Annotated in this window: 12 protein-coding genes and 1 pseudogene; 5 read left to right on the top strand and 8 right to left on the bottom strand. The window is 55.9% G+C overall.

The annotated features are described in order from the left end of the window. Window positions 1–57: 57 nt before the first annotated feature. Window positions 58–2,658, bottom strand: a complete 2,601-nt coding sequence (gene acnB, locus CES87_RS28290) for a bifunctional aconitate hydratase 2/2-methylisocitrate dehydratase (RefSeq protein ID WP_128608717.1) — start codon at window positions 2,656–2,658, stop codon at window positions 58–60. Between the two features lie 458 nt (window positions 2,659–3,116). Here acnB and CES87_RS28285 point away from each other — a divergent pair, with 458 nt between their 5' ends. After that, the gene (locus tag CES87_RS28285) at window positions 3,117–3,587 is read left to right on the top strand and encodes a DUF1289 domain-containing protein (protein ID WP_128608694.1); all 471 of its coding nucleotides are present in this window, start codon (window positions 3,117–3,119) and stop codon (window positions 3,585–3,587) included. A 92-nt stretch (window positions 3,588–3,679) separates the two neighbouring features. On the opposite strand, the gene CES87_RS28280 is transcribed toward CES87_RS28285, so the two are convergent. Beyond that, window positions 3,680–4,543 (bottom strand): universal stress protein, encoded by an 864-nt coding sequence (locus CES87_RS28280; RefSeq protein WP_128608693.1) that lies wholly within the window; start codon window positions 4,541–4,543, stop codon window positions 3,680–3,682. A 163-nt stretch (window positions 4,544–4,706) separates the two neighbouring features. Here CES87_RS28280 and CES87_RS28275 point away from each other — a divergent pair, with 163 nt between their 5' ends. Next, complete coding sequence (locus tag CES87_RS28275; RefSeq protein ID WP_128608692.1) at window positions 4,707–5,324, top strand: tRNA-(ms[2]io[6]A)-hydroxylase; 618 nt, start codon at window positions 4,707–4,709, stop codon at window positions 5,322–5,324. A 51-nt stretch (window positions 5,325–5,375) separates the two neighbouring features. On the opposite strand, the gene CES87_RS28270 is transcribed toward CES87_RS28275, so the two are convergent. Both CES87_RS28270 and CES87_RS28265 read right to left on the bottom strand, forming a co-directional pair. Further along, a complete protein-coding gene (locus CES87_RS28270; RefSeq protein WP_128608691.1) occupies window positions 5,376–6,308 on the bottom strand; it encodes a hypothetical protein in 933 nt (310 codons plus the stop codon). Next, window positions 6,305–6,907 carry a hypothetical protein gene (locus tag CES87_RS28265; protein WP_128608690.1) on the bottom strand — a complete coding sequence of 201 codons (603 nt, stop codon included), beginning with the start codon at window positions 6,905–6,907 and terminating at the stop codon, window positions 6,305–6,307. The genes CES87_RS28270 and CES87_RS28265 overlap by 4 nt, the downstream gene beginning before the upstream one ends. 317 nt (window positions 6,908–7,224) lie before the next feature. On the opposite strand from CES87_RS28265, the gene CES87_RS28260 reads away from it, so the two are divergent. Both CES87_RS28260 and CES87_RS28255 read left to right on the top strand, forming a co-directional pair. Next, window positions 7,225–7,932, top strand: coding sequence for a winged helix-turn-helix domain-containing protein (locus CES87_RS28260; RefSeq protein ID WP_128608689.1), 708 nt, complete (start codon window positions 7,225–7,227; stop codon window positions 7,930–7,932). Next, window positions 7,933–9,218: pseudogene (locus tag CES87_RS28255) on the top strand (ATP-binding protein). A gap of 111 nt (window positions 9,219–9,329) precedes the next feature. Here CES87_RS28255 and CES87_RS28250 read toward each other — a convergent pair. The 3 genes from CES87_RS28250 to CES87_RS28240 form a co-directional block, all read right to left on the bottom strand. Beyond that, entirely contained in the window at window positions 9,330–10,118 is a 789-nt protein-coding gene (locus CES87_RS28250) for a MipA/OmpV family protein (protein ID WP_128608688.1), read from the bottom strand. Between the two features lie 99 nt (window positions 10,119–10,217). Continuing rightward, the gene (locus tag CES87_RS28245; protein ID WP_128608687.1) at window positions 10,218–10,706 is read right to left on the bottom strand and encodes a GFA family protein; all 489 of its coding nucleotides are present in this window, start codon (window positions 10,704–10,706) and stop codon (window positions 10,218–10,220) included. A 274-nt stretch (window positions 10,707–10,980) separates the two neighbouring features. Next, window positions 10,981–11,439: an Lrp/AsnC family transcriptional regulator gene (locus tag CES87_RS28240; RefSeq protein ID WP_030131065.1), complete on the bottom strand. Its 459-nt coding sequence runs from the start codon at window positions 11,437–11,439 to the stop codon at window positions 10,981–10,983. Between the two features lie 267 nt (window positions 11,440–11,706). Here CES87_RS28240 and CES87_RS28235 point away from each other — a divergent pair, with 267 nt between their 5' ends. Further along, window positions 11,707–13,095 carry an amino acid permease gene (locus CES87_RS28235; protein WP_128608686.1) on the top strand — a complete coding sequence of 463 codons (1,389 nt, stop codon included), beginning with the start codon at window positions 11,707–11,709 and terminating at the stop codon, window positions 13,093–13,095. 486 nt (window positions 13,096–13,581) lie between these two features. Here the strand turns inward: CES87_RS28235 and CES87_RS28230 are convergent, their stop codons facing one another. Next, complete coding sequence (locus CES87_RS28230) at window positions 13,582–14,424, bottom strand: SDR family oxidoreductase (protein ID WP_128608685.1); 843 nt, start codon at window positions 14,422–14,424, stop codon at window positions 13,582–13,584. Between the last annotated feature and the right edge of the window lie 133 nt (window positions 14,425–14,557).

Below are 14,557 nucleotides of genomic sequence, written 5' to 3'. Positions count from 1 at the left end.
GTATAAAAAAACGCCGCTCATCTGACGATGGGCGGCGTTTTTCATTGCTGTGTAACGTTAGGCTTGAACGACCGGAATGTTGGCGTTCGCTGCAGCTTCACGGAACTCGGCGATCTGGTCGAAGGACAGGTAGCGGTAGACATCGGCCGCCATGCTGTCGATCTTGCCAGCGTATTCCATGTACTCCTCGACGGTCGGCAGGCGACCCAGGATGGAAGCCACGGACGCCAGCTCGGCCGAAGCCAGGTAGACGTTTGCGCCGTCACCCAGACGGTTCGGGAAGTTACGGGTCGAAGTCGACACAACAGTCGAATTCGGCTCTACACGTGCCTGGTTACCCATGCACAGCGAGCAGCCTGGCATTTCCATGCGCGCGCCAGCCTTGCCGTAGATGCCGTAGTAGCCTTCTTCGGTCAACTGGTGAGCGTCCATCTTGGTCGGCGGCGACAGCCACAGACGGGTAGGCAGCTGACCCTTGACCTGTTCCAGCAGTTTACCGGCGGCGCGGAAGTGACCAATGTTGGTCATGCAGGAACCGATGAACACTTCGTCGATCTTCTCGCCAGCAACGCTGGACAGCAGACGGGCGTCGTCCGGATCGTTCGGCGCGCAGAGTACTGGCTCCTTGATGTCGGCCAGGTCGATTTCGATGACTTCGGCGTATTCCGCGTCGGCATCGGCAACCATCAACTCAGGGTTGGCGATCCAGGCTTCCATCGCTTGAGCGCGACGTTCCAGAGTACGTACATCGCCGTAGCCTTCGCCAATCATCCAGCGCAGCAAGGTGATGTTCGATTGCAGGTACTCGGTGATCGACTCTTTCGACAGCTTGATGGTGCAACCGGCAGCCGAACGTTCGGCCGAGGCGTCGGACAGCTCGAAAGCCTGTTCGATGCTCAGGTTGTCCAGGCCTTCGATCTCCAGGATGCGGCCGGAGAAAGCGTTTTTCTTGCCTTTCTTCTCGACGGTCAACAGGCCCGACTGAATCGCGAAGTAAGGAATGGCATGAACCAGGTCACGCAGGGTGACGCCCGGTTGCATTTTGCCTTTGAAGCGCACCAGGATCGATTCCGGCATGTCCAGCGGCATAACGCCAGTGGCTGCGGCGAACGCGACCAGACCGGAACCGGCAGGGAACGAAATGCCCATCGGGAAACGGGTGTGCGAGTCACCACCGGTACCGACAGTGTCTGGCAGCAGCATACGGTTCAACCACGAGTGGATGATGCCGTCGCCCGGACGCAGGGAAACGCCGCCGCGGGTTATGATGAAGTCAGGCAGGGTGTGGTGGGTGGTGACGTCGATCGGCTTCGGATAAGCCGCGGTGTGGCAGAACGACTGCATGACCAGATCGGCCGAGAAGCCCAGGCACGCCAGGTCTTTCAGCTCGTCACGGGTCATAGGACCGGTGGTGTCCTGAGAACCCACGGTGGTCATTTTCGGTTCGCAGTAGGTGCCAGGACGCACACCCACTACGCCACACGCCTTGCCGACCATTTTCTGCGCCAGGGTGAAACCCTTGGTGCTTTCGGCCGGTGCTTCCGGCTTCTTGAACAGGTCGAACGGTGGCAGACCCAGCTCGGCGCGAGCCTTCTCGGTCAGGCCACGGCCGATGATCAGCGGAATACGGCCGCCGGCACGTACTTCGTCCAACAGAACCGGGGTCTTCATTTCGAAGGTGGTCAGGACTTCGTCGGTGCCGTGCTTGCAGACTTTGCCAGCATGCGGGTACAGGTCGATCACGTCGCCCATGTGCATGTTGGAAACGTCGAATTCGATAGGCAGTGCGCCAGCATCTTCCATGGTGTTGTAGAAGATCGGAGCGATCTTGCTGCCGAAGCAGAAACCGCCGGCACGCTTGTTCGGCACGTAAGGAACGTCGTCGCCGAAGAACCACAGTACCGAGTTGGTGGCCGATTTACGCGAAGAACCGGTACCGACCACGTCGCCTACGTAGGCGATCGGGAAGCCGGCGTTGCGCATTTCTTCGATCTGCTTCATTGGGCCAGTGACGCCTTGTGCGTCTGGCACGATGCCGTCGCGAGCCATTTTCAGCATGGCCAGGGCGTGCAGCGGGATGTCCGGGCGGGACCAGGCATCAGGAGCAGGGGACAGGTCGTCGGTGTTGGTCTCGCCAGTCACCTTGAACACGCGCAGGCTGATCTTGTCGGCCAGAGTCGGGCGGTTCTTGAACCACTCGCCATCAGCCCAGGATTGCAGCACGCCTTGAGCGTGAACGTTACCGTTCTTGGCTTTTTCGGCCACGTCGTGGAAGGCGTCGAACATCAACAGGGTGTGCTTGAGTTGCGCGGCAGCGACTGGCGCCAGCTCGGCGTCGTCCAGCAGGTCAACCAGGGTCACGATGTTGTAGCCGCCCTGCATGGTGCCGAGCAGTTCAACAGCGCGCTTCTTGTCCAGCAGAGGGGAGGAGACTTCGCCCTTGGCCAAGGCAGACAGGAAACCGGCCTTGACATAGGCAGCTTCGTCCACGCCTGGTGGAATGCGATTGGTGATCAGGTCAACGAGGAAAGCTTCTTCGCCAGCCGGGGGATTTTTCAGCAGCTCGACCAGGCCTGCAGTTTGTTCGGCGTTAAGCGGCTGGGGAACGATACCCAGTGCTGCGCGCTCTTCGATATGTTTGCGGTAGGCTTCAAGCACAGTTATTACCCTCATCAGTGGTCCCAAATGGGTGTCCGGGACGCTCATCCCGAAATTGCCGTACTCATGCGCTGCAGGGCGTTGTGGGCCACTTAGCCAGAATTACCGACAATTCCTTACAGAAGCTGCTTTCAAAGTTTTACGCCTGCAGAACGGGAGCTGATGAGGGTTGGCGTTAGGCTTTTCCCCGCTGGAAAAACCCATCGCCAACACCGCTCTGAAGGAACGACTGTGCTCGTGACGCTTTGAAAACAGCTTCTAACGGACATTGGCGCCTAAAAAGGCAGGCTGATTCTACGGCAAAAAAAAATTAAAGGTAAGTCAGGACCTATTGGACTTTGGTGGCGGTCGTCACCAAAGCCCGCCAGGCCCTGCGCCCCTGCACTTTGAGGGGTGATGAATCTCAGACAAAGGGCTAACATGCCGGCCTGTTTTGCTTTTTCGTGTTCTGCCTACCTATGCCCAATCAGACCATCAAGACGCCGTGCGTCGGCCTTTGCTCCACTGTCTACGGTGACCTGGTGTGCCGTGGCTGCAAGCGTTTCCACCATGAAGTGATTCACTGGAACGGCTACAACGAAGAAGAAAAACGTGCGGTATGGCTGCGTCTTGAGCAGCTGTTGTCCCAAGTGATGGCGGCCAAGGTCGAAATTTTCGATGCGTCGCTGCTGAAAACCCAGCTGGAGCAACGAAAGATCCGTTTTGTGCCGCATCAGTCGGCCTATTGCTGGGCATACCAGTTGATCGCCCGGGGGGCGCGGGTCATCAATAACCTGGAAGCCTACGGGATGGTGCTGCTGCCGGAGTTCCGCGAGTGGAACCTGCCTGAATTGCGCGATGCCATCGATCGGGAGTTTTTCCTGCTCTCCGAGGCGCATTACCACCGGTATATCGCGCCCGGTTTCCTCAAGGATGCGTTTGGCGGCTGAAAAGCTTCGCCAGCAAGCCGGCTCCTACATGAACGCGTACCCCTGTAGGACCTGGCTTGCCAGCGAAGGCGATAGAACTGGCGCCGTAAATCTCAATGCTTGCCGGCAATCTCCTCCAGATGATCCTCAACCTCCTGAGGCTTGAGCACCAACACATCACTTTCCACCTCATCAAGCACCACTTCCGCCGTATTGCCAATCAACGTCCCCGACAACCCGCTACGCGCCACCGTGCCGATCACCGTCACTGCCGCCTGCAGTTTGTGCACCATGAACGGAATCAGTACATCCGCCGGACCTTCCGCGATGTGCAGGTGTTTATCGTCGATGTCGAATTCCGCCTGGAACGCTTTGCACTGTTCGCGATAGCGCGCCTCAATGGTTTCGCTGAGCTGCAGCGTGGGATCGGGTGAAGACAACATTGGAGAAGGATGGGCGCTGATTACATGCAGGTGAGCCTTGGCCAAGCTGGCGATGTCATAGCCGGAGTCGATGATGGAGTTGTGCAGGTGGCGGTGTTCAGGATCTGCGTTGCCGACGTCGACGGCCGCCAGAATCACCTTGTCCTTCCACGAGCCGGCGGTTTTTACCAGCAGCACCGGGGTCGGGCAGTGGCGCAGCAACTTCCAGTCCGCGGGGGTCAACAGCGCCTTTTTCAGCGCACTGTCGGGAAAATGCTGCTTGACCACCAGACCACAGCCTTCCGCCTGCTGCACATCGACGATGGTTTCATGCAGGCTCTGATTCCATGCCTGCTCGGTGGTGACGCTGTAACCGTCCTCGAGCAAAGCGGCCTTGAGCACGCTCAGCATGGCGCTGTGATCATGCCTGGGGTCACACACCAGCAGATGCAGATGCGCCTGGGTCACGCCGGCAATTAACTTTGCCCGTTTGAGCGCCAGGCTTTCCGAGTGTTCGGGTTCGATGACCACCAAGATGCTGCGTATGGCTTGCATGAGCGGGATCTCCTGAAAATGAAAAAAGCACGGCGTTGCACAACTATAGTTGCTGCCCGTCGACCGGTGTGTTGATACATATCAACGCCCGGCGACTGGTGGTCTGTCGGCAGGCCGGTATAATCGGCGCCCTTCGTTTTAGACCTTTTATCCCGTGGGCCCCATGATCCTTCCCGAAATTCACGAATTCCTTGGCTGTCGCACCCCTGACGGCTGGATCCAGGCCGCGCTCGCCGATCAGGAAACCCTGCTGGTCGACCACAAGAATTGCGAATTCAAGGCGGCCAGCACCGCGCTGAGCCTGATTGCCAAATATCACTCCCACGTCGACCTGATCAACATGATGTCGCGACTGGCCCGGGAAGAGCTGGTGCACCACGAACAAGTCATGCGCCTGATGAAAAAGCGCAAGATCGAGCTGCGCCAGTTGTCCGCCGGGCGTTACGCTTCGGGGCTGCGCAAAGTGGTGCGCAGTCACGAACCGGTGAAGCTGGTGGATACACTGGTGGTCGGCGCGTTCATCGAGGCCCGCAGTTGCGAGCGTTTCGAGGCACTGGTGCCGCATCTGGACGAAGAACTGGGCAAGTTCTACTTCGGCCTGCTGAAAAGCGAGGCTCGGCATTTCCAGGGCTATCTGAAACTGGCTTATCAGTATGGGGATGCCAAGGACATTGCTCAGATAATCGATAAGGTTCGTGCTGCAGAACAGGAGTTGATTGAGTCGCCGGATGTGGAGTTTCGCTTTCACAGTGGTGTGCCAGCGCTTGCGTCGGTCGCCTGATCAGAATGGAAAAAGCTCCGTCAGTCCCGATCAGACTGACGGAGTTTGCTATTAACGTATATTCGGAGTCAGTCGGCCATCCGGCTTGAAGTAATCAGTACGAACCTCTGCGGAAATGCGATAACTCAGGTCCATGTTTTTGCTGCATAGCGTGAACGGGAATTCTTCGGCTTTAAACGTAATGCTCACATTTGTAAAAGAATAATCTTTTTTGTCTATGGTGCCGCAGTCTAAATCCTTGATTGGGCTTTTATAGTAATAAATTCCAACATTGAATGGCAGTTCCTGTTCGAATTGCAGGCCATAGGTTTTGTCGGGGAAATAGACATAGTTTGGCTCCAGTGGAACTCTGACTGGTATGCTTTTTACAAGTTGAGCTGGAAGGATCAAAGTGCTTTTCAGTCGCTCGGTGGTGAGCGTTTGTGCTTCAGATTCAATACCTGCAATGCAAACAAAATGCATGCCTGGTTCCTGGGCTACTGGCGCTCTAATAACTGCGTCGGTTGCGCTGCTGCTATTGCTGTAACCATTGGGCAGGCTGCATTGCATGGGGTCGCGTACGGTTTTGAATCGATAATAAGGAGTGCTCAAGGAAAAGTAAGCGCGTAAATTTGTTTTTTCCGCGGTTGGGGATACAACTTTGTATCGCGAGCGATTGTCCAAACCCGTCACTTTGAAAGTGCTCTCAAATGTGCACGAGTTTGAGGAGGTAGTGAAGACACCTTCGCTGAAGCAGCTCCCCAATGAATCGACGGGGGCGCCATATTGAGTCTCTGGTGACCATTCGGGCTGACCATTTTTTACTTCGCACGGGGCATCGTCGAAGCATTGTTTATCGATAGTCGATCCATATGTATTTTTCGTCAGCACACTGAGAATGTTTCCGCTCTTGCGGTCAAGTACGGGAGCCCCTGCGGAGTAAAAATTCTCTTCCTTGCATTGGTTTTTCAGGGTGTTCAGGTAGATGCGGTCCCCTTCGATCAAAGGTGCCCCGTAGGTTCCTGAAGACACGCTTTTACGCGCAGTCCCGCTTCCTGATGTTTATTTCCAGTACCGAAAACCAGCACGTCGCTGGGTGCCTTTTGCACTTGCGGTGCCATTTTGATCGGTGTTATCCCATCTTCCAGTAATGTGGCAAGAGGAGACTCCAGCTCCAGGATCGCGAGATTGATACGTTCGTAATTTGTCCAGGTTGTTTTACGGATTTTATAATTTTTATAGCCGTCCGGTGTGTCATTGAAGAGATTGAATCTAACCGTCTCTGGTACGGGTTGTGGCTGGAGTATGTGAGGGGCGAATCTCACCCCTATTGCACACTCTGCCGCGGTCAGTAAATAACCAGGGCCCACAGCATTATTATTTTTGTCTCGAGTGTCCAGCAAGCTGGCGGTGCATTGTGGATCGTCTCCCCAATAAATTTGCCCGATGCCGTTCCATTGGTTGTACTCGTTGTTTTGGTTATTTAAATATACCGAGTCAGTTCCATTGATCAGTCCCTTGCCGAGATCTGTCGCAGAAATGTTTACCGATAAAAATAACGACCCGGTTAGTAAGCATGTGATTGCCATGTGCCTGTTGTTCATAACCATTCCTTGGTTGTTTTGTCAATGATAAAGCTAATGAGAGATTAATGGAGTTTGCGTTTGCAAGTCAGACGGTAAAAGTTTCGGTAGGAGACAGCAAGCTGCCAGGAGATTACTGGTAGGCTGAATAATATCTGTCTATTTCAAGGAACTTGCCCTCGCGAATCAATACGATGCAAATGTTAAAAACTCTTAAGAAAATGAAAGGTTACTGAAAACCGGCCTTCGCGGCCGGTTTTTGCTGCCCGCCTTACCCGTCCCGGCACTAATTGGCGGCATAATGCGGCCCATTCACTCAAGGGTTGCAAACATTCGTTATGGAAAACCTCGGTTTTGGCAAAGTACTGTTGGTGGAGGACGACGAAAAGCTCGCCGGGTTGATCGCGCATTTCCTGTCGCAACACGGCTTCGAGGTGAAGCAAGTACACCGTGGCGACCTCGCGCTGGCCGTGTTCCTCGATTTCAAACCGAATATCGTAGTACTCGATCTTATGCTGCCGGGCCAGAGCGGCCTGCACGTTTGTCGCGAGATCCGCAGCGTATCCGATACACCGATCGTTATCCTCACGGCGAAGGAAGACGACCTCGATCATATTCTCGGCCTTGAATCCGGGGCTGACGACTACGTGATCAAACCGATCAAACCTCCGGTGCTGCTGGCACGCCTGCGTGCATTGCAGCGTCGGCAAACCCCGGATAGTGGTGTGAGCAACGCTCTGGAGTTCGGCCACCTGAGCATCGACCGCAGCTGCCGCGAAGTGCGGCTGGCGGGCGAGGGCATCGAGTTGACCACCATGGAATTCGAACTGCTGTGGCTGCTGGCCAGCTCCGCTGGCAAGACCCTGTCCCGCGATGACATTCTCAACCGCATGCGTGGCATTGCCTTCGACGGCCTCAACCGCAGTGTGGATGTCTACATCAGCAAGTTGCGCGGCAAGTTGAAAGACAACCCCCGCGAGCCGGTGTGCATCAAGACCATCTGGGGCAAGGGTTATCTGTTCAATCCGTTTGCGTGGGAGTTGTAAATGCTGCGGCTATTTTTGGGGTTGTACCTGGTGCTGGCGGTGGGATTGGTGCTGGCATTGCAGACTGTCGAACACACCTTCAACGCGCTGCTCGATAACCAGATGCAGGCGTATAACCGAGAGGCGGTTCGGGGCAGGCCTGGTCGCTGGTGGAGCAGTTGCGTGAGCTCGACGGCCCCGGGCGGGAGAAGCAATTGCTAAAGCTGCGCCCGCATTACGGCTTGGGCCTGAATCTGGTGCAGTCCGGTGAAATGGACCTCGATGATCAGGAAAAGGCCTTGTTGGCCGAAGGAACGCTGGTGATCCGGCAAAACTACACGCAGTTCATCTGCTCGATCGACGGCGGAACCCAACTGCTGAGCATCAAGTTGCCGGCCGAACCGAGCCTGATGCCGTTCTACATTGCCGGCGCGTACGTGATGCTGGCCGGTTTGATCGGTGTCGTGCTGTTTTTCTGGGTGCGGCCGCACTGGCGCGATCTGGAGAAACTACGTCTGGCGGCCGAACGTTTTGGTGACAACGACCTGTCGGCGCGCATCCAGCTGTCAAAACGCTCGAACATCCGCGACCTCGCCGAACACTTCAACCTGATGGCGGCGCGCATCGAAGGCTTGATCGCCAACCAGCGGGAATTGACCAACGCGGTATCCCACGAGCTGCGCACACCGATTGCGCGGCTGTCATTCGAACTCGACCAACTCAAGCAGCAACCTGACCCGAGCCAGAACCGCGAGTTGATTGCTGACATGTACGCCGACCTCGGCGAGCTGGAAGAAATGGTTTCGGAACTGCTGACCTATGCGAGCCTGGAGCGCGGGGCTACGGTCATCACCCGGGAAAACATTCAGGCGCCGAGCTGGCTCGACAGCGTGGTTGGCAGTGTGGCCCTTGAGGCTGAAGCGGCCGGGGTGCAATTGCTGATTGTCGAGTGTCAGGTTGATGAGGTTCGCATCGAGCCGCGCTTCATGGCGCGGGCGGTGATCAACCTGCTGCGCAATGCCATACGTTATGCCAAGGACCGGGTCGAGGTGTCGCTGGTGCGTAACGGTGACCACTACGAAGTCCGGGTCAACGACGACGGTCCGGGCGTGCCGTTGCACGGTCGCGAGAAAATCTTCGAGCCCTTCTCGCGCCTCGACGCCAGCCGTGACCGACGAACCGGTGGTTTCGGCCTGGGTCTGGCACTGGTCAGGCGTGTATCGCAGTCCCATGGCGGGCAAGTGGAAGTGGCGGACTCGCCGTGGGGCGGGGCGTCGTTTCGCATGACGTGGGCGCATCTGGATTAATTGTGTAATTCTGCAGGACGCCTTCGCGGGCAAGCCTCGCTCCTACAGGATTTGCGCTAATCCTGTAGGAGCGAGGCTTGCCCGGGAAGAGGCCATCAGCCACACAACAGCTTAAAAGGTGTACTGCACCTGCGCAGCCATTGAAGTCTGCATCCGCCGCTCGACAATCGGACTGTCCGCCGCGTCACCCGCCAGATACTGCACCGCCAGCACCGTCGAAACACTCCACTGCTCATCAAGCGGCAATGACCAGGTCAGATCCGCCCCGCGACTGACCAATCCGCCACGAGTGTCATGGGCCTTGAACTGACTGCGCGACGCCTGCGCCGTACTGACGCCATACCAGGTGCGCACATAGTCGCCATCACCAAACTGACTATTGAGGCTGCCCACCACCTTGCCGTAATTGCCGTCATAGAAGGGTGCGCTGATGCTCAATTTCAAGCGGTTCCAGGCCGAACCAGTGTCATGGTCGTCATCGTCCTTTTCCAGCGCATGCTCAAATTCCGCACCGAGAATGATCGGGCCCATGTGATACGTCCCATCAAGGCCCAGCACCGGGCGCGACTTGATCGAGCCCATGCCGTTGAGCTCGTCCGAGCCCTTGAAACCGGTTTTTCGATCCTTGCGCACGTCACTGGCGCCGATGTGCACGCTGAGGCCGAAATCATCATTGTCCAAGGCCCAGCCCAGCCCCTTTTCGGTGTCGATAAATATTCCATAAGGGCTGACGATCTCACCGCCAACCAGCGGCGCCACCACTTGTTCTTTGCTGCCGCTGTAACGCGGTGCGCTGGCGGCACCGGCGCGCAGGCTGTAGCGCCAGTCTTCGGCATGCGCTGAGTCGAAGGGCAGGAGCAGGCAACAAGAAGTCAATGACAGACACAACGAACGGAACATGGGAGCACCCTTGGGGAAATTGGATGCCCATGCTAGGTAGCTGCCGATTCGCAGTCTTTGGCAGCTTTGTCGGGAAACTGTCAAAGACTGTGAAAGGGCCTAGCGACTCAACCCCAGGCGCTCATGCCAGTCAGCGATGGATTCTTGCGGATACTCATCAAATTGTTTATCGCCAGGCTGGATATCAACTTCCACCCAGGGTGCTTTGGAATCGAGTGACAGATGCGTGTGTTCCGGCGGTATCGGCAGCGGCGTGTCGATGGCCGACGCAAACGGATGGATCAGCTCCGGCCATTCGGGGCTGAACAGCCACAAACCTGAGCCACAAACCGAGCAGAAATGCCGCTCGGCGCTGCTGCGGTGGGCACGCTGCTCGCCTTCGCCCTTGAGCAGTGCATGATAGATAGCGACGTTCTTGCGCCCGCGTACTTTCAGGCTGTTGGCATCACCGGCAATATTGATCGCATACCCGCCACCGCCCTGGGTCTTGCGGCAAATCGAGCAATAGCAGCGTTGATAAGGGTAGGGGTGGGCGCTGGTCAGGCTGAACGACACCGCGCCGCAATGGCAGGAGCCTTCGAGATGCATGGTGATCTCCGGTGGCTGAATTTGCTTGTTTCAGACTAGAAGACATCTGCTGGTAGTGCCGCCGCCATCGCAGGCAAGCCAGCTCCCACAGGTTATGCGCCGAACACAATATTGCTGTTCACATGCGTTCCCTGTGGGAGCAGGCTTGCCTGCGATGAACGATGACTCGGTCCCACGGGACGCCCGCCGATGGCCGGTTCAGCATGTGCGACTCGAAATTGAGGGCTTTTTTGTAGTGCTTGACTTGTCCTGAATAAGGGGCAAGTCCAGGCACTTACAGTGGCAAGGTATTGCAGTGCTTGATCTCCTTGAGCGAAAACCCGGTGTACATTTCCTTGATATTGCCGAGCGTACGTATGCGATGCATGGCGAGTTCATGGAATGCCTCCATGTCTTTGACGACTACCTGCAAGAGGTAGTCGTATTTCCCCGACACTTTGTGACAGGCAATAATGTTGGGCAGCGCCAGAACGCCCGCTTCGAAATGCTCCATGGCGTCCTCGGAGTGACTATCGAGGGTGACGCTGATGAAAGCAAAAAGTCCCAGCCCCATGGTCTTTGGGTTCAAGTGCGCGTGATACCCGACAATCACTTCCTCTTCCAGGCGCTTCAGGCGCTTCCAGCAGGCTGGCGCTGACAGGCAAACACGAACGGCGATCTCGGCGTTCGTCAGGCGACCATTCATTTGCAGAATTTCCAGAATCGAACGATCAACCTTATCCATTTCCGCCATGTGTTCTCTCCCTTTAACAATGAGTACGCGGTAGGGCGATTGGCCCCATCCCGCAGGTCCTTGATCAAACATCCATTTCTAGAACCTAAAAATATTAGAAAGAAAATTACATAAAGAAAACATTTTGGATAATTAACGTCTGAAAAAAAATTAAATACAGACCCGTTTCGAAGCTAATTTTCGAGGCGCTGAAATACAATTTCTTGTCGTTTCCGACACCCAAGCCACTGGCTCTGACAACAAAAATAAGTAACAACGGAGGCAATATTGAGCATTTTCAGAACAAAAGACCTGGACGCAATGATTGCTGCTGCCCGAGCTCCTGCCGGGTTGAAAAAAGTGCTGGGGCCGATGGATCTGGTCTTGATTGGTATCGGTGCAATCGTGGGGACGGGCATCTTTGTATTGACCGGAACCGGCGCATTGACTGCGGGACCGGCCCTCACGGTTTCATTCCTGATAGCGGCGTTGGCCTGTGCATTTGCAGCGCTCTGTTATGCCGAGTTCGCTTCATCTGTACCGGTAGCAGGCTCGATTTACACCTATAGCTACGCGACGCTGGGAGAGTTGGTGGCCTGGATGATCGGCTGGGATCTGATGCTCGAATACGGACTGGCCAGTTCGGCTGTGTCTGTTGGGTGGTCGGGTTACTTCCAGTCCCTGCTGAGCGGATTTGGGCTGAGTCTTCCGGTTGTGCTTACGGCGGCTCCAGGCTCTTTGCCCGGTGTGGAAACCTGGTTCAACCTACCCGCGCTGGTGATTATGCTGGCAATCACCTGGATGCTTTCCATGGGCATCAAGGAGTCCGCGCGCGTAAACAACGTGATGGTGATCATCAAAATCGCCGTGGTGCTGCTCTTCATCGCCGTGGGTGTGCGACATGTTCAGCCGGCTAACTGGCAACCTTTCGCTCCCTTTGGTACCAGTGGCATTTTGAGTGCTTCGGCCTTGGTTTTTTTTGCTTTTATTGGTTTCGATGCGGTTTCCTCTGCCGCCGAAGAAGTGAAAAAACCGGCGCGTGACCTCCCCATCGGTATTATCGGTTCCTTGGCCGTTTGTGCGGTGTTGTACGTTGCCGTTTCAATGATCATGACCGGCATCGTGCCCTATGCCCAATTCCTTGGCGTTGATCATCCGGTCTCATTGGCGTTGCAATATGCCGGTGAAAGCTGGGTTGCCGGGTTCGTTGATTTAGGCGCAATCGTTGGCATGACGACCGTCATTCTGGTTATGGCTTACGGTCAAACCAGGATCATCTACGCGATGTCGCGCGACGGACTGCTTCCCCAGCGCCTTTCCAGGGTTCATCCACGATTTGGCACCCCATTTTTCGCCACCTGGATGGTCGGAATAGTCTTCGGGCTGATCTCGGCCCTGATTCCGCTGAACGTCCTCGCCGAGCTGATCAACATCGGTACGTTGGCCGCATTCAGTCTGATCTCGGTGGCAGTGATCGTATTGCGCAAGACCCGACCCGATCTCCCTCGCGCATTCAGATGCCCTGGCGTGCCCGTTGTTCCGTTGCTCGCCATCGCGTTCTGCGTAACCTTGATGACCTTCCTCAAGCAGACGACCTGGCTGGCATTTGGGGCGTGGTTGGCAATTGGCCTGGTGATCTACTTCGCCTATGCGAGGCGCCGCTCGTTGTTGCATTAATCCTGCATTTCGTCAGGTTTCTTTGGAGTGTCAATCGGAAATTGATTGCCACTACCTATAAGGGAACGCTACAACTGGCCGATACGCGTTACGGTGTGCCAGTCAGTTAACTGACTGGCATTAGCCGTTCGAGGACCCTTTTTATTAGATAAACAAATTTGCGCCGCCGGCAACTCTCCGAGCCTTGGCGCAGCTCTTTCTCACACCGTTACCGTTGCTAAACCCAGGCAAATGGCAACAAGCTACGACGGCTCAGTTTGGATCAATCTGCTGCATATGCATGTCAGACATTCGTATGCCGTGCACTTTCAGCTTGGAAAATTCTCCCTGATCGGATGCTGGCTTATTGCTGTCCATGGATAAACTTCTGGAGTTGTTCGCGGGGCGCACCTCTATGCGCCGAGAAACCGTCAACCACCTGCAATGCAGCGGCTACGACGAGCTCCCCCTCGCGCTGAACGGCTGTTGCACTCTGGCTACTTCAGATCAGGCATCATCGTGTGCCAGTGAGGATGACAGTGAACGATAGGCGTCCACTTGCTGGAGAAGCACCTTAGCCTTGTTTTCGGTAGCCTCGGCTGCATCTGCGCCAGCAATGAATCGAGCTGGCGGGGCTTCGCTACTGGCAAGCTGAACAATGGCGACTGCCAGTTTCGCAGGGTCTCCACTTTGCGTACCGCTCAGGCTGCTTAAGGCTTTGACGGTTTCAAGCGTCTTTTCCACGTAATCTTCGATTGCCGGCTCTACGAAGGTAGTGGAGTCAGTGCTGAGTAGCTCGGTACGAAAGAAGCCAGGCTCGACCAGCATGGTCTTGATGCCAAATTGCTCAACCTCCGGGGCCAGCGACTCCATCCATCCCTCGACCCCGAATTTGCCCGCTGCATAGGCGCTGCAGAAGGTGCCGCCGACGATGCCTGCGGTGGAGGATACGGTCACCACCAAGCCAGACCGTTGCTTGCGAAAAACGGGCAATACCGCACGTGTCACGTTCATGGGGCCGAATAGCACGGTTTCGATCTGGCTACGAACATGGTCGGGCGTGAGCTCTTCAAAGAACCCAGCATAGAAATTGCCGGCGTTGTTGATCAATACGTCGATCCGGCCAAACTCGCTGACAGCAGCTGCTACAGCTACCTTTGCATCCTCAGGATTGGTGACATCGAGCTTCACCGTCAGAAGGTTTTTGTGGGCACCTACGGCAGCCTCCACCTTCTTGGGGTCGCGTCCGGTGGCGACTACGGCGTGACCTGCAGTCAAAGCCACTTGAGCCAAATGGACGCCAAGGCCTCTGCTTGCGCCAGTGATGAGCCAAACCTTTTTGTCAGCCATACGATTTTCCTTAGAGGTTGAGGATCTTATGTCTGGTCTGGCCGGGGCCCCGTATCGCCCGGTCACCAGGACGATCCATTCTCTCGTTCAGAAGGTGCGAAGGTTTGCATGGTTTGGGTAAAAGATTGCCTAA

This window comes from Pseudomonas sp. ERMR1:02 (assembly GCF_002277815.1).
Classification (GTDB): domain Bacteria; phylum Pseudomonadota; class Gammaproteobacteria; order Pseudomonadales; family Pseudomonadaceae; genus Aquipseudomonas.
Note: the sequence above shows the minus strand (reverse complement) of the source record. Positions and strands in the feature narration are given on the sequence as shown.